Source organism: Variovorax nivicola (assembly GCF_051216475.1).
In the GTDB taxonomy this organism is placed as follows: Bacteria; Pseudomonadota; Gammaproteobacteria; order Burkholderiales; family Burkholderiaceae_C; genus Variovorax.
Map to the genome: position 1 here is coordinate 40,362 of NZ_JBPJZK010000003.1, position 24,916 is coordinate 65,277.

Annotated in this window: 25 protein-coding genes; 9 read left to right on the top strand and 16 right to left on the bottom strand. The window is 65.5% G+C overall.

Annotated features, from left to right (window positions below):
• Nucleotides 1-1,161 (bottom strand): alpha/beta hydrolase, encoded by a 1,161-nt coding sequence (locus tag ACSFBF_RS12955; RefSeq protein WP_435467502.1) that lies wholly within the window; start codon nt 1,159-1,161, stop codon nt 1-3.
• 245 nt (nt 1,162-1,406) lie between these two features.
• On the opposite strand from ACSFBF_RS12955, the gene ACSFBF_RS12960 reads away from it, so the two are divergent.
• The 3 genes from ACSFBF_RS12960 to lpxO all read left to right on the top strand — a co-directional run bounded on the left by ACSFBF_RS12960 (nt 1,407) and on the right by lpxO (nt 4,504).
• Nucleotides 1,407-2,090, top strand: a complete 684-nt coding sequence (locus ACSFBF_RS12960; protein ID WP_093058110.1) for a response regulator — start codon at nt 1,407-1,409, stop codon at nt 2,088-2,090.
• Entirely contained in the window at nt 2,087-3,514 is a 1,428-nt protein-coding gene (locus ACSFBF_RS12965) for a sensor histidine kinase (protein WP_435467504.1), read from the top strand. Before ACSFBF_RS12960 ends, ACSFBF_RS12965 begins: the two co-directional genes overlap by 4 nt.
• Nucleotides 3,515-3,607: 93 nt before the next feature.
• Entirely contained in the window at nt 3,608-4,504 is an 897-nt protein-coding gene (lpxO, locus tag ACSFBF_RS12970) for a lipid A hydroxylase LpxO (protein ID WP_093058112.1), read from the top strand.
• Nucleotides 4,505-4,514: 10 nt separating this feature from the next.
• Here lpxO and ACSFBF_RS12975 read toward each other — a convergent pair whose 3' ends face one another.
• On the bottom strand, nt 4,515-5,399 hold the full coding sequence (locus tag ACSFBF_RS12975) for a LysR family transcriptional regulator (RefSeq protein ID WP_435467506.1): 885 nt from the start codon (nt 5,397-5,399) through the stop codon (nt 4,515-4,517).
• 105 nt (nt 5,400-5,504) lie between these two features.
• On the opposite strand from ACSFBF_RS12975, the gene ACSFBF_RS12980 reads away from it, so the two are divergent.
• Together ACSFBF_RS12980 and ACSFBF_RS12985 are read left to right on the top strand one after the other, a co-directional pair.
• The gene (locus ACSFBF_RS12980) at nt 5,505-6,494 is read left to right on the top strand and encodes a Bug family tripartite tricarboxylate transporter substrate binding protein (RefSeq protein WP_435467508.1); all 990 of its coding nucleotides are present in this window, start codon (nt 5,505-5,507) and stop codon (nt 6,492-6,494) included.
• Entirely contained in the window at nt 6,491-7,540 is a 1,050-nt protein-coding gene (locus ACSFBF_RS12985; RefSeq protein ID WP_435467510.1) for a threonine aldolase family protein, read from the top strand. Before ACSFBF_RS12980 ends, ACSFBF_RS12985 begins: the two co-directional genes overlap by 4 nt.
• Nucleotides 7,541-7,552: 12 nt before the next feature.
• Here ACSFBF_RS12985 and ACSFBF_RS12990 read toward each other — a convergent pair whose 3' ends face one another.
• Nucleotides 7,553-8,242, bottom strand: coding sequence for a phosphatase PAP2 family protein (locus ACSFBF_RS12990; RefSeq protein ID WP_435467512.1), 690 nt, complete (start codon nt 8,240-8,242; stop codon nt 7,553-7,555).
• Nucleotides 8,243-8,363: 121 nt separating this feature from the next.
• Here ACSFBF_RS12990 and ACSFBF_RS12995 point away from each other — a divergent pair, with 121 nt between their 5' ends.
• From ACSFBF_RS12995 to ACSFBF_RS13005, 3 genes are read left to right on the top strand one after another with little or no spacing between them, the layout of a single operon-like run.
• Entirely contained in the window at nt 8,364-9,047 is a 684-nt protein-coding gene (locus ACSFBF_RS12995; RefSeq protein WP_435467514.1) for a response regulator, read from the top strand.
• A 1-nt stretch (nt 9,048) separates the two neighbouring features.
• Nucleotides 9,049-10,401, top strand: coding sequence for a sensor histidine kinase (locus ACSFBF_RS13000; RefSeq protein ID WP_435467516.1), 1,353 nt, complete (start codon nt 9,049-9,051; stop codon nt 10,399-10,401).
• Nucleotides 10,402-10,414: 13 nt separating this feature from the next.
• Entirely contained in the window at nt 10,415-10,636 is a 222-nt protein-coding gene (locus tag ACSFBF_RS13005) for an oxidoreductase-like domain-containing protein (RefSeq protein ID WP_435458175.1), read from the top strand.
• A 31-nt stretch (nt 10,637-10,667) separates the two neighbouring features.
• Here ACSFBF_RS13005 and ACSFBF_RS13010 read toward each other — a convergent pair whose 3' ends face one another.
• The 13 genes from ACSFBF_RS13010 to ACSFBF_RS13070 form a co-directional block, all read right to left on the bottom strand.
• Nucleotides 10,668-11,582: a LysR family transcriptional regulator gene (locus tag ACSFBF_RS13010; RefSeq protein ID WP_435467518.1), complete on the bottom strand. Its 915-nt coding sequence runs from the start codon at nt 11,580-11,582 to the stop codon at nt 10,668-10,670.
• A gap of 90 nt (nt 11,583-11,672) precedes the next feature.
• Nucleotides 11,673-12,626, bottom strand: a complete 954-nt coding sequence (locus tag ACSFBF_RS13015) for a quinone oxidoreductase family protein (RefSeq protein WP_435467520.1) — start codon at nt 12,624-12,626, stop codon at nt 11,673-11,675.
• Between the two features lie 14 nt (nt 12,627-12,640).
• On the bottom strand, nt 12,641-13,414 hold the full coding sequence (locus ACSFBF_RS13020; protein WP_435467522.1) for an SDR family NAD(P)-dependent oxidoreductase: 774 nt from the start codon (nt 13,412-13,414) through the stop codon (nt 12,641-12,643).
• Nucleotides 13,411-13,857, bottom strand: a complete 447-nt coding sequence (locus tag ACSFBF_RS13025) for an ester cyclase (RefSeq protein ID WP_435467524.1) — start codon at nt 13,855-13,857, stop codon at nt 13,411-13,413. Before ACSFBF_RS13025 ends, ACSFBF_RS13020 begins: the two co-directional genes overlap by 4 nt.
• 28 nt (nt 13,858-13,885) lie before the next feature.
• Entirely contained in the window at nt 13,886-14,662 is a 777-nt protein-coding gene (locus ACSFBF_RS13030) for an SDR family NAD(P)-dependent oxidoreductase (RefSeq protein WP_435467526.1), read from the bottom strand.
• Between the two features lie 36 nt (nt 14,663-14,698).
• Entirely contained in the window at nt 14,699-15,298 is a 600-nt protein-coding gene (gene wrbA, locus ACSFBF_RS13035) for an NAD(P)H:quinone oxidoreductase (RefSeq protein ID WP_093080563.1), read from the bottom strand.
• A gap of 132 nt (nt 15,299-15,430) precedes the next feature.
• Nucleotides 15,431-15,886, bottom strand: a complete 456-nt coding sequence (locus tag ACSFBF_RS13040; protein WP_435467528.1) for a PAS domain S-box protein — start codon at nt 15,884-15,886, stop codon at nt 15,431-15,433.
• A gap of 172 nt (nt 15,887-16,058) precedes the next feature.
• A complete protein-coding gene (locus ACSFBF_RS13045; RefSeq protein ID WP_435467530.1) occupies nt 16,059-16,706 on the bottom strand; it encodes a hypothetical protein in 648 nt (215 codons plus the stop codon).
• Between the two features lie 61 nt (nt 16,707-16,767).
• A complete protein-coding gene (locus ACSFBF_RS13050; RefSeq protein WP_435467531.1) occupies nt 16,768-17,943 on the bottom strand; it encodes a multidrug effflux MFS transporter in 1,176 nt (391 codons plus the stop codon).
• Between the two features lie 247 nt (nt 17,944-18,190).
• Entirely contained in the window at nt 18,191-18,961 is a 771-nt protein-coding gene (locus ACSFBF_RS13055) for an ABC transporter permease (RefSeq protein ID WP_093058140.1), read from the bottom strand.
• 11 nt (nt 18,962-18,972) lie between these two features.
• A complete protein-coding gene (locus ACSFBF_RS13060) occupies nt 18,973-19,839 on the bottom strand; it encodes an ABC transporter ATP-binding protein (protein ID WP_435467533.1) in 867 nt (288 codons plus the stop codon).
• Nucleotides 19,839-20,870, bottom strand: a complete 1,032-nt coding sequence (locus ACSFBF_RS13065) for an ABC transporter substrate-binding protein (RefSeq protein WP_093058142.1) — start codon at nt 20,868-20,870, stop codon at nt 19,839-19,841. The genes ACSFBF_RS13060 and ACSFBF_RS13065 overlap by 1 nt, the downstream gene beginning before the upstream one ends.
• Before the next feature lie 191 nt (nt 20,871-21,061).
• The gene (locus ACSFBF_RS13070) at nt 21,062-23,362 is read right to left on the bottom strand and encodes an NADP-dependent malic enzyme (RefSeq protein WP_435467536.1); all 2,301 of its coding nucleotides are present in this window, start codon (nt 23,360-23,362) and stop codon (nt 21,062-21,064) included.
• Between the two features lie 210 nt (nt 23,363-23,572).
• Between ACSFBF_RS13070 and ACSFBF_RS13075 the strand changes: the two genes are divergently transcribed.
• Nucleotides 23,573-24,913, top strand: coding sequence for an NAD(P)/FAD-dependent oxidoreductase (locus ACSFBF_RS13075; RefSeq protein WP_435467538.1), 1,341 nt, complete (start codon nt 23,573-23,575; stop codon nt 24,911-24,913).
• Nucleotides 24,914-24,916: the final 3 nt, after the last annotated feature.

Genomic DNA, 24,916 nt, shown 5'->3' on the forward strand with positions numbered 1-24,916 from the left:
TCAGGCCCATGTCATGAACTGGATCGCCCGCAGCACCTCGGCTTCTCGCTCCATGAAGAAGTCGCCGTGGTTGCTGTTGTCCAGGGTCAGCCGGTTCGGGGTGTTGAGCGCCGCCACGAGCTGGTTCGAATTCGTGATGGCCGCGCTACGGATCATGCGCACGTAGTCCGAGGCATCTTTCTGCGTCTTGGCATCGAGCGGCAGTTCCAGCCACGGGAACATGTCGCGGGTGTCTGCAGGCAGGGCGGTCACGACCAGCGAAGGTGCGCGCACGGCTTTGTAGTCGGGCGAGAACGAGTGGGCGGCTGTTTCCATGGCGTCATTCACTTCGCTGGGTGTGTTGAGACTCACGCTTCCGTCGGCATGGATGTCAAGGCTGTCGCGCAGGTTCGCTTCCAGCATAGGCCACCAGTTCTTCGAATTGCGGCGGGAGAAGGCGATGGCAGCCTGCAGCGAGCGGCCGTCCTCCGGCTTCGGTTTGGGCTCATCGAGCAATGAGTTCGTCGGTACGTCCTGGCCGCCACTGTCTGCGCCCACCGTGTAGTCGAAGGTCGTGTCGAGGTAGATCAGGCCCTGCGTGCGCTCGGGATACAGGCCTGCGAAGCGCGTGAGCTCGTTGCCCGCGATCGAATGGCCGCCCAGCACCGCGCGCCGTACGCCGAGGGCGTCGAGTACCGCCTTCAGGTCGGCCACGAGCGTGTCCACCTCGTAGTGCTGCGTGGCGGTCTTCACGGGCAACGGCTTGTCCGAGAGGCCGTAGCCGCGGCGGCTGATCGCGATCACGCGCGACTTGGCGGCCAGTGCGGGTGCGAGGCCGTCGAAGCTGCGCGCGTTGGCACCAAGCCCGGGCAGAAACACGAAGACCGGGCCGGTGCTGCGGGGCGGCTGCCAGTCGCGCACCTGCAGCGAGACTTCGGGCGAGCTCGATACCTTGATGCGGCGGTCGATGACGGAGACCTTGCCTTCGCCACTGCCGTTCCTTGGGCTTCCATCGCCAACACCCGGGTTGGTGTTCGAAGGGGCATCCGGGTTGGCACTTGGGCCGGCAGCGGGGGGAGCAGCAGGACTGGCATCCGTGCCGATGCTGGGCCCGATGCCAGCGCCGCCGCGGCCACCGCCACCACCGCAGGCGGCGAGCCCTGCGGCACCGGTCAGTGCCATGGCATGGAGGATGTCCCGCCGCCGGAGGCGGTTGCGATCCGGCTGTTCTCTAGGGGCCAGGAGGGGGGGCGATCGATTCACTTCGGTGTTCCGTTTCCGTGTGGGTGAGGGATCGCCGCAGTGTCCGGGCCTCACCTGAAGGCCTGCTTCGGCATTCATGAAGATTTCCTGAAGTGCGCCGCCGGCGCTTGGCAGATACTCCGGCCACATTCCGGAAACGGAGTGGTTCGTTCACGTGGAGGCTCATGAATCTCTTGCTTGTTGAGGACGACCTTGACCTGGGCAACGGCGTGCGCATCGCGCTGGCCAATCAAGGCATGGATGTGGTGTGGGTCCGCAGACTCGACGACGCCCTGCGCACCCTCGACGGCGGCACCTTCGACATGGTGCTGCTCGACCTCGGCCTGCCCGACGGCGACGGGCTCGACCTGCTGTTCCGCTTGCGTCGCGACCGGCAGATATTGCCGGTGCTGGTGCTGAGCGCGCGCGACGCGCTGACCGACCGGCTGCGCAGCCTCGATGACGGCGCGGACGACTATCTCGTCAAGCCCTTCGCGCTGGCTGAATTGCTGTCGCGCGTGCGGGCGCTCGCGCGCCGCAGCTACGGCTTCAACGACGAGACCATCCGCATGCGCGGCCTGGCGCTGCACGAGCCCACGCGCGGCGTGATCGTCGATGGCGAGCCGGTGGAGCTGTCACGCTGCGAGTTCGACCTGCTGGCCCTGCTGCTCAAGCGCACCGGCCGCGTGGTCACGCGCCGCGTGATGGAAGAACAGGTGCTGCCCGGTGGCCAGGCCAACGGCAGCAATTCGCTCGAGGTGCACATCTCCAACCTGCGCAAGAAGATCGGCCAGGGCTACATCCGTACGGTGCGCGGCATCGGCTACGTGATCGACGTGCAGTCGCTTGTGCGGAGCACGCAGAAATGATGCAGGCGCTGGCGCAGCGCTGGAAGAACTGGAAACAACCTTCCCTGATGCGGCGCCTGCTGCTCGCGCAGATGGGCGTGGTCGCGTTGCTGTGGACCATGGCCATCGCGCTGCTGCTGTACGACTCCTACGAAGACCCCGAACTGCTGAAGTTCGACAAGATCTTCCAGTCGGTGATTGCAATCGCGAAGAACACGGCCGACCAGCCCGACAAGCAACAGGAAACCCTGGCCGCCTTCGAGGCCGCACTGCTCGAAACCATGGGCGACGGCGACGCCGCCTCGGACACCTCGCCGGTGCTGCAGGTGTGGCAGGGCGACAAGTTGATCTACCGCTCGACGGCGGCCGTGCCCGTCATTCTCAATACCGTGCCGAATCGCGTCGAGACCGTGAAGGCGGGCGGTCGCGAGTGGCGCGCGCGCACGCTGGCCTCGCCCACCGCGGACGTCCGCGTGATGCTGGCCGAGCCCAGCGTCTGGCGGTTGACGGTCACCGTGATGTACCGCGGCTACTACCTGCTGCCGCTGGTCATCAGCCTGCCTTTTCTGGTGTTTCCCGCGTGGCTGTCGGTGCGCCTTGCGCTGCGGCCATGGCGCCGGGTGAGCCAGGAGACTGCCGAGCGCGGGCCGGCCGATCTCACGCCGCTGTCGTACGCGCCGCCGCACAAGGAACTGCAGCCGCTGGTGCAGAGCATCAACAGCCTGCTGCAGCGGGTGCGCGACAGCACTTCGCGCGAGCGCAGCCTGATCGCCGACGCCGCGCATGAGCTGCGAACGCCGCTGGCCGCCATGCGTGTGAACGTGGAGGCGCTGAAGGAGCAGAGCACCGACGAACAGCAGCGCGAGCTCATGGGCAACCTGCTGCGCAGCAACGACCGCGCGGCGCGGCTGGTGGGGCAACTGCTGCAGCTGATGCGCAGCGACGCGGTTTCGGACAACGCCCTGCCCGTGATGCTGTCGCTCGACGCGCTGGTGCAGGACCGGCTGGCCATGATCGAGGGCCTGGCCAGCGCCCGCAACGTCGAGCTGGAGCTGGTGAGCGAAGACCGCGTGCCGGTGCTCGGCGAGCGCGAAAGCCTGGTTTCGATGATCGACAACCTCATCAACAACGCCATCAAGTACAGCCCGCCGGGGAGCACGGTGGTCGTGCACGTGGCGCGCGAAGGCACGCAGGCGCTGCTGACGGTGGCAGACGAGGGCCCCGGCATTCCGCCCGCGCTGCGCGAACGGGTGTTCGACCGCTTCTTCCGCAACCCCGACCAGAACCAGAGCGGCAGCGGGCTGGGGCTGGCCATCGTCAAGTCGGTGGTCGACCGGCATGGCGGCGAAGTGGCGCTCGGCGAAGTCGCGCACGGCGGCCTGCTGGCCACCGTACGGCTGCCGCTGGCCATGGCCGATACGCCGCAGCCCATGCTCTGTAGCTGAAACCTCGCCCGGCGCACGGCCAAAGGGCCGGGGCGGGGCCAATTTGGTGCAAAGAATTACACTACCCGGTGCTGTTTACAGGACACTTTCCAAATGAAGTGGGTCATTCTTGCCATCTTCGCGCTCAGTGCGCTCTACGTTCATTTCCGCGGCCAGGTGCGGCATCGCTTCTTCAGACAGCTCTCTGATCACTCGACCTTCCTCGCCCCGCTGAACGTCTTCATGTACCTTTTCTCGAAGGTACCGGGTACGCCGTACCTGTCGCCCGCGCAGTTCCCGGAGATGCGCGTGCTCGAAGAAAACTGGGAAGTCATCCGCGAAGAAGCGCTGGCCATGCGCAATGGCGGCAGCATCAAGGCGTCGAGCCAGTTCAACGACGTGGGCTTCAACTCATTCTTCAAGAGCGGCTGGAAGCGCTTCTACCTGAAGTGGTACGACGAGGCGCATCCCTCGGCCGCCGTGCTGTGCCCGCGCACCACCGAACTGCTCAAGGGCATCGGCACCATCAAGGCTGCGATGTTCGCCGAACTGCCGCCGGGCAGCCGCCTCGTGCGCCACCGCGACCCCTTCGCCGGTTCGCTGCGCTACCACCTGGGCCTTTGGACGCCGGGCGTGGAAGGCTGCTACATCGACGTGGACGGCCAGCGCTATCACTGGCGCGACGGCGAGGCCGTGGTGTTCGACGAAACCTTCATCCACTATGCCGAGAACACGACCGACCACGATCGTGTGATCTTGTTCTGCGACATCGAGCGCCCGCTGAAGTACCGCTGGGCCAGCGCCGTGAACCGCTGGTTCGCGAAAAACCTGCTGGCCGCAGCGAGCTCGCCCAACGATGCGGGCGACAAGACGGGCGGCATCAACCGCGCGTTCAAGTACATCTACCAGATCCGCGTGATCGGCAAGCGCCTGAAGGCCTGGGACAAGCGGGTGTACTACCTCGTGAAGTGGGCCATCTTCGGCGGCCTGGCCCTCTGGATCTTCTGGTAAGGCCGGCTTTTTACGGCTTTCGCTGAAGGCCGAAGGCGGTTGCGAAGGCTTGCGCAACCGCCTCGACATTGCGGCTGCCTTCGTCCGAGTTTCGCCAGACCAGCGAGAGCTTGCGAAACGGAGCGCGGCTTCCCAGGCCCACCTCGCGCACCGCATAGGCATCGACCAGCGGGCGCCTGGGCTGCGGGACGACGGAAACCCCCAGGCCCTGGGCGACCATTGCAACGATGGCGTCCATCGAGCGCAGTTCCATCACGCAGCGCGCATCGGGCTTCAGGCTGCGCACGTACCGCGCGGCGACGCGCCCTCCCGAAAGAGACAGGTCGTAGCCGACCCAGTCGTAGGCTTCCAGCAGTTGCCTGACCGTTTTTCCGGAGGCATTTGGCGGCGCCAGCAGCACATAGGGCTGGCGATGCAGCTCCCGCCAGACCAGCCGGCGCGAGCCGCCGGCTTCCGGCCGGACGAGCAATGCAACGTCGAGCCGCGCCGCCTTCAACTCCGAGATCATTTCGTCGCTGTCGTTCAGCGGAGGAACCACCACATCCAGCGACGGATGCTTCTGGCGAAGCTCATGCAGCGCCTGCGGCAGCACGTCGCTCTGCATGCTGGTGATCACGCCGACCCTGATGCGGCCCGCCACTTCCACCACCGGGCGGGAGCGAAGCATCTGCAGCCTGTGGGAGAAGTCGCCCACCGCGCTCACCACTTCGTGGGCAAAGGCCGTTGGCGCCACCACGCGGGTGGAGCGGTCGAACAGCGGCTTGCCGAAATACTGCTCCAGCTGCTTGACCTGCAGGCTCACCGCGCTCGGGCTGCAGCCCACGACGCCGGCCGCAGCGGTGAAGCTGCCCTGCTCGAGGATGGTGCGCAAGGTGACCAGCATCGTGAGATTCATGAGAAATCCTCACAGTTGATATTTGTATATCTCGCTTTACTCATTTTATGGCGCGCCTAGGATTCGCTGAATTCATTCAACCTGCCCGATCGGAACCACCCGCCCATGAACGACATCCGACGCCATCGTCTCGCACGTGCCAGGAGCCTGGCATGCACCTTGGGGCTCGCACTCGCCGCAGCGCATGCGGCCGCCGCGGCGTGGGTGCCCGAGCGTCCCATCCATCTGGTCTCGCCGAGTCCCCCGGGCGGCGGCACTGATGCCGTCTGCCGCCTGCTCGCGGCCAAGCTGGGCGAGCAGGCCAAGTGGCAGGTCGTCGTCGACACCAAGCCCGGTGCCGGCAACAACATCGGCCTGGAGTTCGGTGCGAAGTCGCCGCCCGATGGCTACACCGCCGTGCTGGGCGAAACCAGCAACCTGGCGGTCAACCAGTTCCTCTACAAGAAGCTCAGCTTCGATCCCTCCAAAGACCTCGCGCCGGTTGCGCTGGTCGGCACGGGTGTGTCAGTGCTGGTGGTGAATGCTGCCAGTCCGTACGACAGCCTCGCTTCGCTGCTGGCGGCCTCGAAGAAGAAACAGCTCGCCTACGCATCGTCCGGCAACGGAACCGTCGGGCATCTCGTGGCCGAGAACCTGCGCGTGACGGCGGGAGCCAACGTTCTGCACGTGCCCTACAAGGGCGGTGGTCCGGCCATGACGGACATGCTGGGCGGGCAGGTCGACTTCTACATTTCCTCCCTCGTTTCGGCGCTGCCGCTCATCAAGGACCACAAGCTGCGGGCGCTCGCGGTGACTTCCGGAACAAGAGACGCGTCCCTGCCAGACGTTCCCACCTTCATCGAGAGCGGCTTCAAGGGCTTCGAGTACTACACGCTCTACGGCGTGGTGGTGCCTGCGAAGACACCGGAGAACATCGTCCGGACAATGAACACGGAAATCAACCGGGTGCTCGATTCGGCGGACGTCCGAGCCAATCTCGCGGCACGCGGCATCTATGTGCGGACCGGAACGCCGGAAGCGTTCGGCACGTTCCTGAGCAGCGAGAGAAAAAAATGGGCGGAGGTCGTGAAATCGACCGGCGCGACTGCCGAATGACCCAGGAAGACAGCATGAATCCGACGGTAGACCTGCGCAGCGACACCGTGACGCGGCCCACGTCGCAGATGTACGACCGCATCGCGTCCGCTCCCCTCGGCGACGACGGGCTCGACGGTGACCCGACCGCTCTTGAACTGGAGGCCGAGGCCGCCCGGCTGCTGGGCAAGGAGGCTGCGCTGTACGTTCCGAGCGCAACGATGGCCAACCTCCTTGCCATCCTCGCTCAGGCCGGGCGGCAGGAAGTCGTTCTTGCCGAAGCGGCATCGCACATCTACGTGACCGAACGCGGCGCGGCCGCGCTGACCGGGTCGTTCTATCAGGGCATTGCCGGCGTCGACGGCGCCATGGATCTGGGCTTGCTCGCGCAGGCCTTGGGGCCGGGCCGCAACAAGCTGCGCACCGGGCTCGTCTGTCTGGAAACCTCCCACAACAACGCCGGCGGGGCCGTGTTGCCGCTCGCCCACATGCAGGCGGTGTTCGGGGTGGCCAAGGATGCGGGCGCTGCGGTCCACCTGGACGGCGCGCGCTTGATGAACGCGGCGGTGGCATTGGGCGTGCCGGCCGCGGAGATCACAGCCTTTGCCGATACCGTTTCGCTGTGCCTGTCCAAGGGCCTGAGCGCACCCATGGGGGCCGTGCTTGCCGGGCCCGCGGACACCATCCAGCGCGCCAGGTGGCACAGAAAGCTGCTCGGGGGCAGCCAGCGCCAGGTCGGTATCGCCGCGGCCGCGGGGCTGGTTGCCATCACCACCATGGTGGGCCGGCTTGCGGACGATCACGCGGTGGCGCGCCGACTCGCTCACGGAATCGGCCGGCTCCGGGGGCTTTCGGCCAACGAGCCGCAGACCAACATCGTGCAGGTTGACGTGAGCGCCACGGGGCTCGACGCGGCCCAGTGGGAGGCCGCGCTGCGCAAGCTGGGCGTGCTGGCCCGGACCTGGGGCAGGCACAAGCTGCGCTGCGTCACCCATCGCCATACGGGCGAGCGCGAAATCGATCTGGCCCTGGAGGCTTTCAGGACCGTTGCCGCGGGCGCTGCCTGACGCCCTTCGGGCTCAGGCCTCGGTCCACACCAGCCAGTCGCGCGTGGTGCCGGCCCAGCTCACGGCGGCTGCGAGCAGCGTGCCGCCGAGCACGTCGAGCAGCACGTGCTGTCGCGTTGCCAGCGTCGAGTAGACGATGCCGAAGGCCCACAGCAGGTTCAGCACGCGCAGCCACACGGGTGCTTGCACGCTGCGCAGCTGGCGCTCCAGCAGCACGGCGGTGAGCACCGCGAACGCGACGTGCAGCGATGGAAACGCATTGCCACCCACGTCGGTGGCCTTGAGGAACTGCAGAGCCGGGTACTGCGCCCAGTCGACAGCAAACACCGGCACCGTCGTAGGAAAGAGCCAGAACACCACGAGGCCGACGCCCGCCATGATGGCGGCGTCGCGCGCGCAGGCCCAGAGCTCTGCCTTGTCCTTCGCGAAGGCCGGCGCCAGCGAGATGTAGAACCACAGCGAGCCGTAGAGCACCATCGCGTCGTCGCTCACGCCCACCCAGTGGTCGATCCGCGTGAGCGGCATCACCATCGGCTCCGATGGCGGGTTGTGCATTACCCAGAAGTACACGACGAAGAAGCCCGAGATGCCGACGGTGGTACCGATCATCTTCACCAGCCAGAGCGTGGCGATCCGCTGGCCCAATGCCATGTACCAGGGCACGGAAGGTGAGGGGTAGGAAGGCGCCGGGCGGGAGGTCATGCAGTGCCCCAGCTTATGCAGCTGCATTGCGTGAACATTGCGCTTTCTGCAATGAGCTGCAATGAGGCCTCTCCTAGAATGGCCCGCTTCTTTTTTGTACACAGCCCTTGCCGCACCCCTCATGAGAATCCTGCTCGTCGAAGACGAAGTCGATCTGGCGCAAGCCCTGGCCTCGGCGCTGCGGCAGAACCAGGCGGTGGTCGACGTGGCGAGTTCGCTGCGCGAGGCCGAAGAAGCGGCGTTGTCGGCGCAGCACGACGTGATCGTGCTCGACCGCGGCCTGCCCGATGGCGACGGCCTCTCGCTCGTGGCCTTCCTGCGGCAGAACGATATCGCCACAGCGGTGCTGGTGCTCACGGCCATGACCGACGTGGCCGAGCGCGTGCTGAGCCTCGACGGTGGCGCGGACGACTACCTTGCCAAGCCCTTCTCGATGGACGAGCTGATGGCCCGCGTGCGCGCGTTGGCGCGGCGCCCAGCAGTGCGTGCGAACCTCGTCATGACGCTCGGGCAGCTGCGCTTCGACCATCACACGCGGCAGGCCCATGTGGGCGAGCTGTGCCTCACGCTGCCGCGGCGCGAGCTGCTGGTGCTCGAGGCGCTGCTCGAACACCGCGGCCGCACCGTGCTGCGGGAGGCCATGCAAGACCGCGTATACGGCCACAAGGACGAGATCCAGTCGAACGCGCTCGACACGCATGTGTCGCGCCTGCGCTCCAAGCTAGACAAGGCCGGCGCACAGGTGGAGATCCATGCGATTCGCGGCGTCGGCTACCTGATCTGCGCGGCTCGTCCGGTGGCATGACATGACCTTGAGCCTGCTCTCGCTGCGCTGGCGGTTGATCTGGAGCCTGATCCTGCTGCAGGTGGTGGTCGGCTCGCTGGTGATGGGGGGCTTCCTCGGGCTGGCCTGGGTGCTGGGTCGCGTGGTCGATGAGACCGGGCAGGAGACCGTCACCGTGATCCAGCGCGCGCTGGCGCGCGGCCCCGATGGGCAACTGGTGGTCGAGCCGACATCGGAAGTGCAGCGCCTGCAGAATGCCGATCCGCCGTTCTGGTTCATCGCGCGCGATGCCCACGGCTCGGAGGTGCGCAGCGGCGACGTGCCGCCTGCCTACGCCAAGCTCTTCGACGCGCTTGGCGACATGGAGCGAATGGCCCTCAACCCCGAGGACGACAACACCCGGCCCAAGGCCCGCTTCGAGTGCGCCGAGACGCGCGCGGGCCTGGTGGCCGTGATGGTGCAGACCGGCGGCCCGCTGACGGTGAGGAACACGCTCAAGGGCACGGGCATCGCCTTTCTCTTTCTGGTGGCGCCGATGGCGCTGGTGACCTGCCTCGGCGTGATCCTGGCAACGCCCTTCGTGGTGAAGCGCGGCCTCAAGGGCGTGGTGGCCACGGCCGAGCATGCCGAGAGCATCGACGTGCACGAGCGCACCACGCGCCTGCCGCTGGCCAACGTGGCCAGCGAGATCCGCCCGCTGGTCAACGCCGTGAACCGCGCCTTCGATCGGCTCAACGAAGGCTACGACCGGCAGGAGCGCTTCCTGGCCGACGCCGCACATGAGCTGCGCACGCCCATCACCACGCTGCAGATACATCTCGAAGGCCTGCAGGACGGCCCGCTCAAGGTGAAGCTGATGCAGGCCTCGGCGCGGCTTGCCACGCTGGCCGAGCAACTGCTCGACTTGCAGCGGCTGGACCACGTCGCGGTGCACGACCAGCAGCAGGTCGACCTGAAGGCGCTGTGCGAGCGCGTGGCGGGCGACATCGCGCCGCTGGCGATCATGAACCGCTGCACGCTGTCGGTCGATGCGCCGCAGCCGCTGTGGGTGCGCGGCGATGCGCCATCGCTCGAACGTGCGCTGAGCAACCTGATCCAGAACGCCATCGAGCACGGCGGGCAGGGCTGCGACATCCAGGTGCGGCTGTGGGAGCCTTCGGGCTTCGAGGTGCTCGACTCCGGACCGGGCATTCCGGCAGCGGACCGTGAGCGCGTGGTGGCGCCGTTTCACCGGCTCGTGCCGCGAGGGCGCGGCGCCGGGCTCGGGCTGCACCTCGTGGCCGAGGTTGCGCGCCTGCATGGCGGGCAGCTCACGATCGGGTCGAGCGAATCGGGCGGGGCGAAGATGCGGCTGGAGCTGAACCTCGACGCATGAAGATCTGCCCTCCATGAACGCCATCGACCGGCTGCCCGAACCCACGAACCTTGCCGGCGCGCAAGCGCTCATCGCGCGCGTGCAGGCATTGCTCGATGCCGAAGGGCACGCAATGCGCGCGCCGCCGCCCGAGCCCACCACCTGCTGCGGTCGCGGCTGCAATGGCTGCGTGTGGGAAGGCTGGCTCGCCGCTGTGGCCTACTGGCGCGACGAGGCTTCGCTGCTGCTCGGCTGATGCGCGGCAGTCGCGCTACCGGTCTTTCGCATCACTTCGGCGTATCGCCCACCGGCGCCGCATCCTTCAGGTGCTCAAGGAACCATCGCCCGGCGGGTCCTGGCGGCAGGTCCTTGCGGTACACGGCAAACATGGCAATCGGCGGCGTGGTGGGCTGAAAAGCCTCCAGCTGCAACCGACTCAGGAGCCCTGACTCGATGTCGCTGCGCACCATGGCAAGCGGCATGTGCCCCCAGCCGAAACCCGCGCGAAGAAACGCATGCTTTGCGCCCAGGTCTGCGAGCCGCCATATCGAGGAAGTGAACACGCCGAAGCTCTTGCCGCTGGTCAGCGAGGTGCGGTCCGTCAGGACGAGTTGAACGTGCTGCTCCAGTTCCCGCGACGCGATGACGCGCTTCTGCGCGGCCAGCGGATGCGAAGAAGCGGTCACCGTCACCATCGGAACGTCGAGCAGTTTCTCTGCATCGAGCTCTTCCGGAACGAGGGGCATTGAACCCATGATGCCGATCCTGCAGCCGCGCTGGAGCACCGGTTGCGCCACGGCGCCCAGTGCCTCGACATAAAGGCGCAGCGGCGTGTGCGGAAACGCAGCCCGAAAGAGGCCGACCGCCACAGTCAGCGAGTCCATGGGATACATGACGTCGACCACCACCGACAACTCGGGTTCGAGCCCTTCGGAGATCGTGCGCGCCGTGGCCTTGAAGCCGTCCATGCCGTGGACCACAGAGCGGGCCTGCGCCAGCAGGGCAGTGCCTTCCTCGGTGAGCTTTGGATAGCGCGCGCTGCGGTCGAAGAGCTGCACGTCGATCTGCGCCTCCAGGTTGGCCAGCGTCTGGCTCACCACCGACTGGGCCCGGCGCAGCCTGCGTCCTGCGGCCGAAAAGCTGCCTTCATCAGCAGCCGCGATGAAGGTGCGCAGTTGATCCATTGAAACGCCATCCAGCATCTATCGCTCCTGTCGATGAAACTCCCGGGAAAATATCTGCTTCCCCGTTGGGTGTCCAGCCGAGTTGCCAGGATCGATGCGTTCACAGGGTCAGGGCACGAGGATGATCGCCCCCGACTTGCGCCGTGCCGCAATGTCCTCGTGCGCCCGCGCCGCTTCGACGAGCGGATAGCGGGCAACCTCGAGCGTGCCGAAGACGCCCTTGCGGTACGCGTCGAACACCTCGCCCGTCGCCTGGGCCACGGCACCTTGCACGTGCTGCGCCATCGGCCCACCCACGATGCGAACGCCGCGCGCGGCAAGGCCCGCCCGATCGATGTCTGGCGCCCCCGAAGCCGCGCCGATGGTGACGATGGTTCCGCCATCGCGCACGGCCGCTGCAGTCGCTGCAAACGTGGCCTTGCCGACGAACTCGTAGACCACGTCGACGCCTTCGGGCGCGATGCGGCGGATCTGCGCGGCCAGGTCGGCGTCGCCAGAGAGCAATACGTGATCGATGGCGTTCTCGAGTGCTGCCCGCTTCGACTGCGAGCCCACCGTTCCGATAACCGTGGCGCCTCTTGCCTTCGCCCAACGCGAGAGCATGGTGCCCACGCTGCTGGAAGCGCCTTGCACCAGCACCTTCTCTCCCGCCTTGAGCTGGTGAAAGCCATTCAGCCCGACCCATGCGGTCAGGCCCTTGGTCAGCACCGTGACGGTCTGCTCTGAAGAGAGGTCGTCTGGCACCTTGAGCAGCGCGGCTGCATCGACCAGGCGCACCTGCGCGTAGCTGCCCGGCGCCAGGAAGTAAGCCATGCGATCGCCGACCTTGATGCCCGCGACGTCCGGCCCGATGGCCTCGACGATGCCGGCACCCTCGACCCCAGGCACCGATGGAAGTGGGACGGGCATCACGCCCTGGCGAAAGGCCGTGTCGATGAAGTTGACGCCGATGGCCTCGTGACGCAGGCGAACCTGTCCGGGCCCCGGCATGTCGACGTTGTCGTCCTCGACCTTGAGGACTTCGGGGGAACCGTATTGATGGAAGCGGATGGTGGTGGTCATGTCTTTCTTTCGGGTCAAATCACGGCGAGCAGGCCGCCATCGACGAGCAGTGCGGTGCCCGTCACATAGCTCGACAGGTCCGAGCCCAACCACGCGACGGCGTCGCCAATTTCGGAGGGTTTGCCAAGGCGCCGCAGCGGCGTGCGCAGGCGAAAGCCTTCGGCAGCCTCCGCGATGCCGGGGCTGGTTCTCAGCAGGTGCGTGTCGATGGTTCCCGGTGCGACTGCATTCACGCGGATGCCATTCGGCCCCAGCGCATCGGCCAGGGACTTGGCCATCAGCACCACGCCGCCCTTGCTGGTGGAATAGGCCACCGTCATGCCCGCGCCCGAGATTCCGCCCATGCTTGCCATGAGGACGATGCTTCCGGCCTTGCCCCGTGCCTTCATGCTGCGAGCTGCTGCCTGTGCGCTGAACAGCGTTCCGTCGAGGTTGATGCCCATGAGCCGGCGGTAGTCCGCCTCTGCGACGTCGAACCCGTCGGAGCGCAGGGTGATGCCCGCATTGGCGACCATCACATCGACACCGCCGAACTCGTCGGCTGCTTTCAGCAGATCGTCGACTTGCGCCCGCTGGCTGACGTCCGCGCGATGGAATCGCGCCGGCACGCCCAGTTCCTCGATCTCCTCCATCGTGGCGCGGCCTCCTTCGCGGGGCTCGGGCGTCACGTCAGAAACGATCACTGCCTTTGCGCCGTGCTTCGCGGCTTGCACGGCCACAGCCTTGCCGATGCCACTTGCAGCGCCGGTCACGACGACCACCTTGTCTTGAAGAATGTTGGTGTTCATGACTTGTCTCCAGCGGCGCGGGGCCATGCGCCCAGCTGTTGAAGCACGGAGAAGAGATTGGCTACGCCCCAGTGCTCCGTGATCTTTCCGTTTTGCACGCGCATCGCGTCCACAGTTTCGAAATGGATCGCGCGGCCGGTCGGCGCGATGCCGAGGAAGGTTCCCTGCTGCGTGCCGTGATAGGTCTTGTAGGTCGTGACGACGTCGCCATCGGCGCGCTGCCAATGGATCTCGGCATGAAAGTCGGGGAACGCCTCGCGCAGGATGCGATACAGGCCCAGCGCACCGGCCTTGTCGGGCGTGCAGTTCGGCTGTGGTGTGTGGTCGAGGAAGTCGTCCGAGAACAGCTCGTCGAACAGAGCCCAGTTTCCGCGCCCTTGTACTTCCTCGGTATTGCGGCGAATGACGGCCTTTGCCATCTCGCCCGCATTCAAATTGCTCATGGTGTTGCTCCTTGTCGGTTCGGTTTGTTCAAAGTTCGACGCCGCCGATGGTCATTCCACCGTCGACGACCAGCATCTGGCCCATCACGTAGCTGGCGGCATCGGAGGCCAGCCACACGGCGGCGGCAGCTACCTCTGCGGGATGGCCGCCTCGCTTGGCGGGAATCGCGGTGGTCACCAGCCTGGCGAAGGCCGGGTTCTGGTCGCTCGCGACCTTCACCATCGGCGTTTCCGTCCAGCCGGGCGCGAGGGCGTTGACTCGCACGTTGTGGGCGGCGTTTTCCATGGCCGCAACACGCGTGAGGCCATGCACGCCGTGCTTGGAGGCTGCGTAGGCGCTCATTCCGCCGGGGCCCGTCAGTGCTGCCACGGAGGCTGTGTTCACGATGGCACCGCCACCGCTCTTCTTGATGAGCGGCAACTCGTGCTTCATGCCGAGAAAGACGCTGCGCAGGTTGACCGCGATCACCCTGTCGAAGTCTTCGGTCGGATAGTCTTCGATGCGCTGCGCCTTGCCGGTGATGCCGGCGTTGTTGAAGGCCACGTCGAGCCGGCCTGCCTCGCGTTCGATGCGTGCAATGGCGCTGGCAACTTCTTCCTCGACGGCCACGTTGGCGATGACTGCCTGGGCCTTGCCGCCGATCTCGGTGATGAGGTCGACGGTTTCTGCGAGGCCATGCTCGTTCAGGTCGGCGGCATACACGAGGCCGCCTCGCGCCGCGAAGGCCTTGGCGGCTTCCCGCCCGATGCCGGAGCCCGCGCCCGTGACGAGCACGACTCGTCCTGCAAAGTCGTTGGAGACCATGTCTTTCTCGCTTCTACAGATGGAGGGTGCGGGCGCTCAGGCAAAGAGCTTCGCTGCGGTCTTGGCCACCAGCTCGCCTTGATGGCGCGCGCCGGCCAGATCGATCGCCGTCGGTTGCCGCGAGCCGTCGCCGCCTGCGACGGTGGTGGCACCGTAGGGCGCGCCGCCAACGATCTCGTCGACGCTCATCTGGCCCTGGTGGCTGTACGGCAGGCCCACGATGGTCATGCCGAAGTGCAGCAGGTTGGTGATGATCGAGAACAGCGTCGTCTCCTGGCCGCCGTGCTGCGTGGCCGACGACGAGAAGGCCGCACCCACCTTGCCGTTGAGCGCGCCGCGTGCCCACAGCCCACCGGCCTGGTCGAGAAAAGCAGCCATCTGAGAAGACATCCGGCCGAAGCGGGTGCCGGTGCCGACGACGATGGCGTCGTAGTTCTCGAGATCGGCGACGCTCGCGACGGGCGCGGCCTGGTCGAGCTTGAAGTGCGCGGACTTTGCGACCGCTTCGGGGACCGTCTCGGGGACGCGCTTCACGTCGACCTGGGCGCCGGCTTCACGCGCACCAGCGGCAATGGCCTCGGCCATCTTTTCGATATGGCCGTACGACGAGTAATACAGAACGAGGACTTTGGGCATCTCTGAATCTCCTGGTTGGACAGCTCGGCGAGCTGCATGGCCTGAAGATTAGGGATGCGGGATCTATCCAGGAAGCCTGTTTGTTTCGATGGAATGCATCGTCAGGACAGATGGATCAGACGGCGAATGCCGTCAACCAGAGGGCTGGAGCTTTGCAAATATCGGGATCGAGATCGGGCAGGACATTTCGTAGAAGCAGTTGATCGCGCCCACGATCTCGCCTTGTGCGTCTTGAAGCGGCCGTATGTTGACGATCACCGTCACCCTGGAGCCGTCGGGGCGCTCGACCACTACCTGGGCGTCGGTTACTTCGGCGACAGCACCGCTCACCACCTGGGTCATGGGGCATTCGTCGTGCGGCAGCGGCGTTCCGTCAAGAAGGTACATCTGATGAGAACCACAGAATTTCTCGTCGGTGTCACCGAGCACGGGTTCTCTGCCCCATAGCTTTGTCGCAAGGTCGTTGAACTTGACGATGACTCCGGCAGCGTCGATCACGTATGTCGCGATGGGACAAAGGTCGAACAGGACGCGAAATTCTTCAGCGCTCCGGTAGAGCTCGTTTCCGGGGGAAGTAGTGTCATTCATGGCTAGCCTCGGTAAGCGTCGGCCACGTATGGCTATCTGACGAAACTTGCTGCCAGCAGTGGGGAATCTTTCGCTACGCCCATTCTGCGCTTCTGCGAGCCTCTTCAGGGCGATTTCTCGGCCGGGGCAGTCCGAGTCGTGCAGACCCTCGCTCCAGGCAGGTCAACACGGCCTAGAGCTCGAGCCACTCCCAGTGCTTGTAGGCCCACTCGTATTTTCCGCACGCATAGGACACCAGGGTGTCGACGGCCTGATCGGCGCTTAAGGGCTCGGCACTGCGGTAGTGCGCCCCGGTGGTGACCAACTGGTGCTCCAGATGAAAACCCTTGGCATCGGCGAACACCTGCATGTACGTGCCGCCGCGCAGCTCAATGACTGCGAACGCGTTCGCATCGTTCTGCAGCAGCGGGACCCAGTGACGGATGTTGGCTTCGTTCGCCGCCTCCGCCACGCCGAAGTCGGGGCAATCCAGCATGGGCTGCTGGTACTCCGCGCCGATGTCGAAAAGAAGGTGCTCCTGCGCGCTGGATGCGCCGTTCCTGAATATGGCGATGAAGAAGCAATCAGGAATGCCGAGCGACACATGAACCAGCAGTGCATCGTGCGCCTTGGAGCGGCGGGCGAAGACCTGCGCCAACTCGGGAGCCGTCCATGCGTTCAATCGCAGGGGTTCGCGAAGGCTGCCGGCAAGATCCACGGCACTGCGTTTGATTGCATCGCTCGCGGCGTGATCCTCGGTGCCTCCGTGGAGCAGATCGAGGTACTCGTGGAGTTGGATGAGCCTCGAAGGAGGCGGCTTCGGTTTGCGAGAAAAGAACATGTGGATGTAGCTCCCATCGATCCTGCATTCTGTCGCAAGGCCGGGCGACAGCCGTTGGTCGTCAGTTGTCGCAGTGTGTGCCGAACTCTCCCTTCGCATTTTCCGCAGACAGGATGAATACCGCAGCGAAGAACGACAGCGCCGAAGACGTCAGCATTACTCCAAGCACAGCAAGGTGTGCGTTCGAAGCGTTGACAACCAGCCCCGAGAGAAAGGCGACGATCCCGGCGCCGATCACAGTCAAGGCCGCGGCCAGACCCGATGCCGTACCCGCGAGGCTTGGGCGTATGGACAGGACTCGCGCATTTGCCGCAGGCATGGTCAATCCGTTGCCTAGGCCCACGCATGCACACGGGCCGAAGAACGCGAGCGGGTGCGTCAAGCCGCAGGCGACCAGAGCGAGTCCAGCCAGCAGACCCAGGCAAGTAAGAGTTCGACCGGCAAGGATGAATCCGGTCGGCGTATGCCGGGAACTGGCGTGCCCGACAACATAGCTTCCGATGATGAAGCCTGCGGGAACCATCCCCATGTAGAAGCCAAGCGCCGTGCTCGATGTTCCGCCCAGTTGTGCAGCCACCAGCGGTGCTCCACCGAGAAACGCATACAGCGTCCCTATGGCGAATGCCATGCAGCATGCATATGCCCAGAATCGCGGCGAACGGATCAATTCACCATAGCCCTTGAGTTGAAGAGCGGTGGATTTCGTGCGATGAATGTTCGTCTCTCTCAGGCAGAACGCCACGAGGCACAAGCCGACGAGCCCAAGGATCGAAAACACAATGAAGCTTGCACGCCAGCCGAAGTACGAATCGAGTAGTCCGCCGATGGCCGGACCCATCATCGGCGCTACGGCCCAGGCGGAGGAGACATAGCCGATCCGGCTCGCCGCGGTGCGCTCATCGGAGGTGTCCCGAATTGAAGCAAGGGAAACCGCATATCCGGCGATGACGGTGCCCTGGCACAGCCGACACAACAGGAATGTGCCAATGTCGCTCGCCAGGCTGCAGCCGATCGACGCCATCGTGAAGACCACCATAGCGATCAGCGCGATGGGCTTGCGTCCGAATCTGTCGGACAGCGCGCCGGCAATCAGGTGCGTGAAGGCCGTGGCAATTGCATATCCGGCGACTGAGACGTTGACGAGTGCGAAGTCTGCGTTGAGGTCCCTGGCAATGCTCGGCAGCGAAGGCACGAACATGTTGACCGGCAGAACCGCGATCGCGGAAAGGGCAATCAAGACTGGGAGACGTGGGGTTTCCTGCGAATGCATTGCTGTTGAACTCCTTGACACGGCAAGTTAATCACTGAGGGCCGTGCGGTTGCACGACCTTGATCTACTCGTGTCGGGTCAAACAGGAGTCAACGCGTCGCCAATCCTTATGGAGTTGAACGACATGAATGCGAGCAGGTTGAATACTGCTCAAACGAGCGGGTGCGCTCTGGGGCGGATTCTGCCCCATTTGGACTGCGGGTTGCTTCGAAGCCTACTGATTCTGCGACCCGCGATGCGCCCAGCCCGTGGTGTGCTTCTCGATCACGCTGAAGAGCTCATACATCAGCATGGCCATTGCGCCCACCACCATCAGGCCCGCGAAGGCCAGGCCCATCTGCATGGCCGAGCCGGCCGAGATCAGCAAATAGCCGATGCCTTCGTTGGCGGCCGTCATCTCGCTCACCGTGGTGCCGACGAAGGCCAGCGTGATCGCCACCTTCAGCGAGCCGAAGAAGTAGGGCATGGAGCGCGGCAGGCCGATCTTCATGAGCACGTCCCAGCGCTTGGCGCCGAGCACCCGCAGCACGTCTTCGAGCTCGGGTTCGAGCGTGGCCAACCCGGTCGCGATGTTGACCATGATCGGGAAGAAGCTGATCAAAAAGGCCGTGAGAATCGCCGGCCCCACGCCGATGCCGAACCACACCACCAGGATAGGCACGAAGGCCGCCTTGGGCAGGGCGTTGAAGGCGGTCATCAGCGGGTAGATGGCTGCGTACGCGATGCGCGAGCTGCCGATCACGAAGCCCAGCAGCACGCCCACCACGATTGCCAGGCCAAAGCCGGCCATCGTGACCCAGAAGGTGCGCCACGCGTGGCCCGCGATGATTTCCTTGTATTCCCAGAACTGCGTCCAGATGCGCCAAGGGCTTGGGAAGATGAAGTCCGAAACCTCGAAGCCCGCGCAGATAACCTGCCACAGGATGAGCACCGCGACCAGCAGCAGCCATGGCGACCAGCGTTCGATTTGCTTGGTGTTCTTCATGGTGCGCCCGCTCAGTGAGACACGGCCGCGGCCGTCTGCGCCGCGCTGATGCCGGTGTTTCGGATGGCGCCGATGTGCCCGCGCAGCTCCAGCACGATGTCGGTGAACTCCTTCGTGTAGGTGAGCTCGAGTTCGCGCGGACGCGGCAGATCGATCTCGCGCTTGACCACGAAGCGCCCCGGGCTCTTGCTCATCACGTACACCGTGTCGGCGAGGAACACCGATTCGCGCAGGTCGTGCGTCACCAGGATCACGTTGAACTGCTGCTCGGTCCAGAGGTCGCGCAGGATGCACCACAGCTCTTCGCGCGTGAATGCATCGAGCGCGCCGAAGGGCTCGTCGAGCAGCAGCATCTTGGGCTCGTGGATGAGCGCGCGGCAGATGCTCGCGCGCTGCTGCATGCCGCCCGAGAGCTGCCACGGGAACTTGTCTTCATAGCCCGCGAGGCCCACCTTCTGCAGCAGCTTGCGCGCGCGCTCGACGTACTCCTTGCGCTTGGCCTTGAAGTTCGAGCGGTAGGGCTCGACGATTTCCAGCGGCAGCAGCACGTTGTCGACCGTGGTGCGCCACGGCAGCAGCGACGGTGCCTGGAAGGCCATGCCCGAGATCTTGAGCGGCCCGGTCACGGGCTGGCCGTCGATGCGGATCCGGCCCATCGACGGCATCTTCAGCCCGGTGGTGAGCTTCATGAAGGTCGACTTGCCGCAGCCCGAGGGGCCGACGATGGCGATGAATTCGCCGCGCTTCACTTTCAGGTCGATGGCTTCGACCGCGAAGTGGTTGGCGCGCAGCAGCTCCTCGTTGTAGGCGAGCCAGACGTCCTGGAAATCGACGAAGGGGGCGGTCGCGTCTTGCTGTTGCGATGCGTTGTCCGCCATCACTTGCGCAGGATGTTCAGTTCAGCGGCGGGCGGCAGCAGCGAGGCGGTCCACACCGCGTCGGGGCTCACGCGCGTCTTGGTGTTGAACGCATCCGACACCTGCGAGGCCATCAGCGACATGCGGCCCGCGTTGACCGCACCGAAGCCTTCGGCGCGCGCGTCAGGGCTGTTGATGACGGTGTCGATGGCCAGCTGCAGGCGGCGGGTTTCGAGCTTGCTGTCGATGATGCCGTCGCGCGCCTTCACCGATTCGATGGCCACGGCCGGGTTGGCGATGACTTCCTTCGCGCCCTTGGCAAAGGCCGAGAGGAATTTCTTCACCGCCGCCGGGTTCTCCTTGATGAGCTTGGGCGAGGCGATGATGACGTTGCCGTACAGCTTCACGCCGTAGTCGGGGTAGGGCAGCACCACCACGTCGGCCGTCTTGGCGCCACGCGCCTCGAGGTTGAGCAGCGAGGTGAAGGTAAAGCCGGTGATGGCGTCGATGTCGCCGCGCATCAGCATGGTTTCGCGCAGCGTCGGGTCCATGGCGGTCCAGTTGACGGCGCCGATGTTGTTGGCCTTGGCGAAGATCGGGAACGCACGGCGGCCCGCGTCGAACACCGGCGCGCCCAGCTTCTTGCCGGCGAGGTCGGCCGGCTTGGTGATGCCGCTCTTCTTGAGCGCCATGACCGAGGCCGGCGTGTTGTTGTAGACCATCATCACCGCGACCGGCTTGTTGGGGCTGTCGGGGTTGTTGGCGTGGAACTCCATCAGCGCCGCGAGGTCGGCAAAGCCCATGTCGTAGGCGCCCGAGGCCACGCGCGTGACGGTGCCGCCCGAGCCGTTGCCCGCGTCGATGGTCACGTCGAGCCCGGCCGCCTTGAAGTAACCCTTGGCGGCGGGGTGCAGGAACAGGGCGGCCGGTCCTTCGAAGCGCCAGTCGAGCTGGAACTTGATCGGCGTCGGGCTCTGTGCAAGGGCCGGTGTGAGGCCGAAGCAGATGGCCGAGGCGGCGAGGAAGGACTGGAGCAGTTGGCGCTTGTTCATGCGGAGATCGATCCGTTAGGGGAAGGGTGAATGCTTCGGCATTCAAGCAAAAACGGTGCCCGCACGCGATTGGTGCGAACCCTTCCAGTGGATCGAGACGGTGCGCCTTTGCACCCCGCAAATGCAAAAACGCGGCGAGGCCGCGTTTTTGGCACCGAAGGCGGGCAAAAACACCCACCAGCTGAAGGCTCTTACTTGTCGACCGTGACCTTCGCCACCGCCAGCGCCGTCATGTTGATGATGCGGCGCACCGTCGACGAAGGCGTGAGCACGTGCGCCGAGCTCGCGGCGCCCAGCAGCACCGGGCCGACCGTGATGCCGTTGGCACCGGTCATCTTCAGCACGTTGTAGAGGATGTGCGCCGAGTCGAGGTTCGGGCACACCAGCAGGTTGGCTTCGCCGCTCAGCGTGGTTTCGGGCAGGGCGGTGCGGCGGATTTCTTCAGACAGTGCCGCGTCGCCGTGCATTTCGCCGTCGCATTCGATGTCGGGCGCCATCTGCGCGAACAGGTCGCGCGCCAGCCGCATCTTGCGGGCCGAGCCGCGGCTGGAGGTGCCGTAGTTCGAGTGCGACAGGAAGGCCACCTTTGGCGGCAGGCCGAAGCGGCGCACTTCCTCGGCGGCCATCAGTGCGATGCTTGCCAGCAGCTCGGCGCTCGGGTCTTCGTTCACGTTGGTGTCGGTGATGAACACCGTGCGCTTGTCGAGCGTGAGCGCGTTCAGCGTCGCGAAGCCCGGCGCGCCGCGCTTCAGGCCGATCAGGTTGCGGATGTGCTCCAGGTGCACGTCGAAGCGCCCGACCAGGCCGCAGATCATGGCGTCGGCGTCGCCCAGGTGCAGCATCAGCGCGGCAATGGTGGTGTTCGAGCGGCGCACCATGGTCTTGGCGGCCTCCGGCGTCACGCCGCGGCGGCCCATGATCTTGTGGAAGCTCTCCCAGTAGATGCGAAAGCGCGGATCGTCCTCGGGGTTGACGATCTCGAAGTCGGTGCCCGTGCGGATGTGCAGGCCGGCCTTCTTGATGCGCGCCTCGATCACGGCGGGGCGGCCCACCAGGATGGGCCTGGCCAGGCCTTCGTCCACGGCCCACTGGGCGGCGCGCAGCACGCGCTCGTCTTCGCCCTCGGCATACGCCACGCGCTTGGCGGTGGCGATCTTGGCCGCGCTGAACACCGGGCGCATGAACATGCCGGTCTGGTAGACGAAGCGCGTCAGGTGCTGGCGATAGGCGTCCATGTCTTCGATGGGGCGCGAGGCCACGCCCGAAGCGGCGGCGGCCTTGGCCACGGCCGGCGCAATGCGCAGGATCAGGCGCGAGTCGAAGGGCTTGGGAATGATGTAGTCGGGGCCGAAGGCCAGCTCCTGGCCGGCGTAGGCGGTTGCCACCTCTTCACTGATGTCGGCCTTGGTCAGGTCGGCGATCTCGCGCACGCAGGCCAGCTTCATTTCTTCCGTGATCTTGCTGGCACCGCAGTCGAGCGCGCCACGGAAGATGTACGGGAAGCACAGCACGTTGTTGACCTGGTTCGGGTAGTCCGAACGGCCCGTGGCAATGATGCAGTCCGGCCGCACGGCCTTGGCCAGCTCGGGGCGGATTTCAGGCTCGGGGTTGGCCAGCGCCAGGATGATGGGCTGCGTGCCCATGGTCTTGACCATGTCGGCCGTCATCACGCCCGGGGCCGAGCAGCCCAGGAACACATCGGCGTCCTTCACCACGTCGGCCAGGGTGCGGGCGCCGGTGTCTTTCTGGGCGTAGCGTGCCTTGGATTCGTCGAAGCCGCCCGCACGGCCCATGTAGATCAGGCCCTTGGAGTCGCAGGCATGGATGTTGGCGGGCTTGGCGCCCAGGCCCACCATCACGTCGAGGCAGGCAATGGCGGCGGCGCCGGCGCCCGAGACGGCGATCTTCACGTCTTCGATCTTCTTGCCGACCAGTTCCAGGCCGTTGAGCAGCGCGGCGGCCGAGATGATGGCCGTGCCGTGCTGGTCGTCGTGGAACACCGGAATGTTCATGCGCTCGCGCAGCTTCTTCTCGATGTAGAAGCACTCGGGCGCCTTGATGTCTTCGAGGTTGATGCCGCCCAGCGTGGGCTCCAGCGCCGCGATGATGTCGACCAGCTTGTCGGGGTCGCGCTCGGCCAGCTCGATGTCGAACACGTCGATGCCGGCGAATTTCTTGAACAGGCAGCCCTTGCCTTCCATCACCGGCTTGGCGGCCAGTGGGCCGATGTCGCCCAGGCCGAGCACGGCCGTGCCGTTGGTGATGACGCCCACGAGATTGCCGCGCGCGGTGTATTCGTTGGCCGTGGCCGGGTCCGCGGCGATGTCGAGACAGGGATACGCCACGCCCGGCGAATAGGCCAGCGACAGGTCGCGCTGGTTCAGCAGGGGCTTGGTCGGGGTGATCGAGATCTTGCCCTTGACGGGCGAGCGGTGGTATTCGCGCGCTGCCTCGCGAAGTGCTTCTTCTGCGGGGGAAAGGGGTGCAGCCATGAAAGTCTCCTTGTTTCTGACGGGCAATGAGGCTACCGCAAAAGCGTGACCCCTTCTTACAGGGTGAATGCCGAAAACGCCTGGATCTATATCTTTAGCTTGATAAGACGGGCTGGCCGGTTCGCTAAACTGCAGATCGTTACCTACGGTTAACAGGGTATTGGCCGGGGTATCTCCAACAACGACAAAACCAATGAGGGGCAACAGCGCATGACATCCGGACCTTTCACCAGCAGCGACCCCGATGTCGTGGTCATCGGCGGCGGCCCTTCGGGCTCCACGGTGGCCGCGTTGCTCGCGGACAAGGGGCACGACGTGGTGCTGATCGAGAAGGCGCAGCATCCGCGCTTTCATATCGGCGAGTCGCTGCTGCCGATGAACATGCCGCTGTTCGACCGGCTGGGCGTGCGCACCGAGGTCGAGGCCATCGGCATCCGCAAGCACGGCGCCGAGTTCGTCTCGCCCTGGCATGACCACACCAGCCACTTTCACTTCGCCGAGGCCATGGACAAGAGCTTTCCGTACGCGGTGCACGTGCGCCGCTCGGAGTTCGACGAACTGCTGTTCCGCCATGCCGGCACGCGCGGCGCGCGCACCTTCGAGGGCCAGCGCGTCACAGGCGTGGACATGGAGGCCGGCAAGGGCACGCCAGACAACCGCCCGCTGGTGAAGGTCAAGGCCGACGACGGCGCCGAGACCACCTGGCGCCCGCGCTTCGTGATCGACGCGAGCGGGCGCGACACCCTGCTGTCGAACCAGTTCGATGCCAAGCGTCGCAACCGCAAGCACGCCAGCGCCGCGCTGTTCGGCCACTTCGCCAACGCCGAGCGCCGGCCGGGCCGCTTCGAGGGCAACATCACGCTGTTCTGGTTCGACCACGGCTGGTTCTGGTACATCCCGCTGAAGGACGGCACCGTGAGCGTCGGCGCGGTGGCGTCGCCTGCGTACTTCAAGAACCGCAAGGGCACGCTCGAAGAGTTCCTGATGGAAACCATCGCGCTCGCGCCCAAGCTGGCTGCGCGCCTGAAGAACGCCACGCTGATGGAAGGCGCCACCTCCACCGGCAACTACGCCTACGACTCCGCGTTCTGCCGAGGCGACCGCTTCATGATGGTGGGCGATGCCTATGCCTTCGTCGACCCGATGTTTTCGTCGGGCGTGTACCTGGCGATGAACAGCGGCTTCGAGGCCGCCACCGCGGCCGACCACTGGCTCAAGGGCGAGGCGAAGGAAGCCGAAAAGGCCTTCCGCCACTACGAGAAGGTGATGAAGCGCGGGCCACAGATGTTCTCGTGGTTCATCTACCGCATCACCTCGCCGGCCATCCGCCGGCTGTTCATGAACCCGCGCAACATCTGGCGGATGCAGGAGGCGCTGCTGTCCATCCTGGCCGGCGACCTGTTCCGGAACACTCCCATCGGCCCGCGCTTCTGGGGTTTCAAGGTGACGTACTACGCGTCGTGCCTGGGCATCCTGCCGCAGGCCATCAAGACCTGGGCATGGCGCCGGCGCAACCTCAAAGAGTCTCTCGAGGCTGCTGCGAAAACCTGAGCC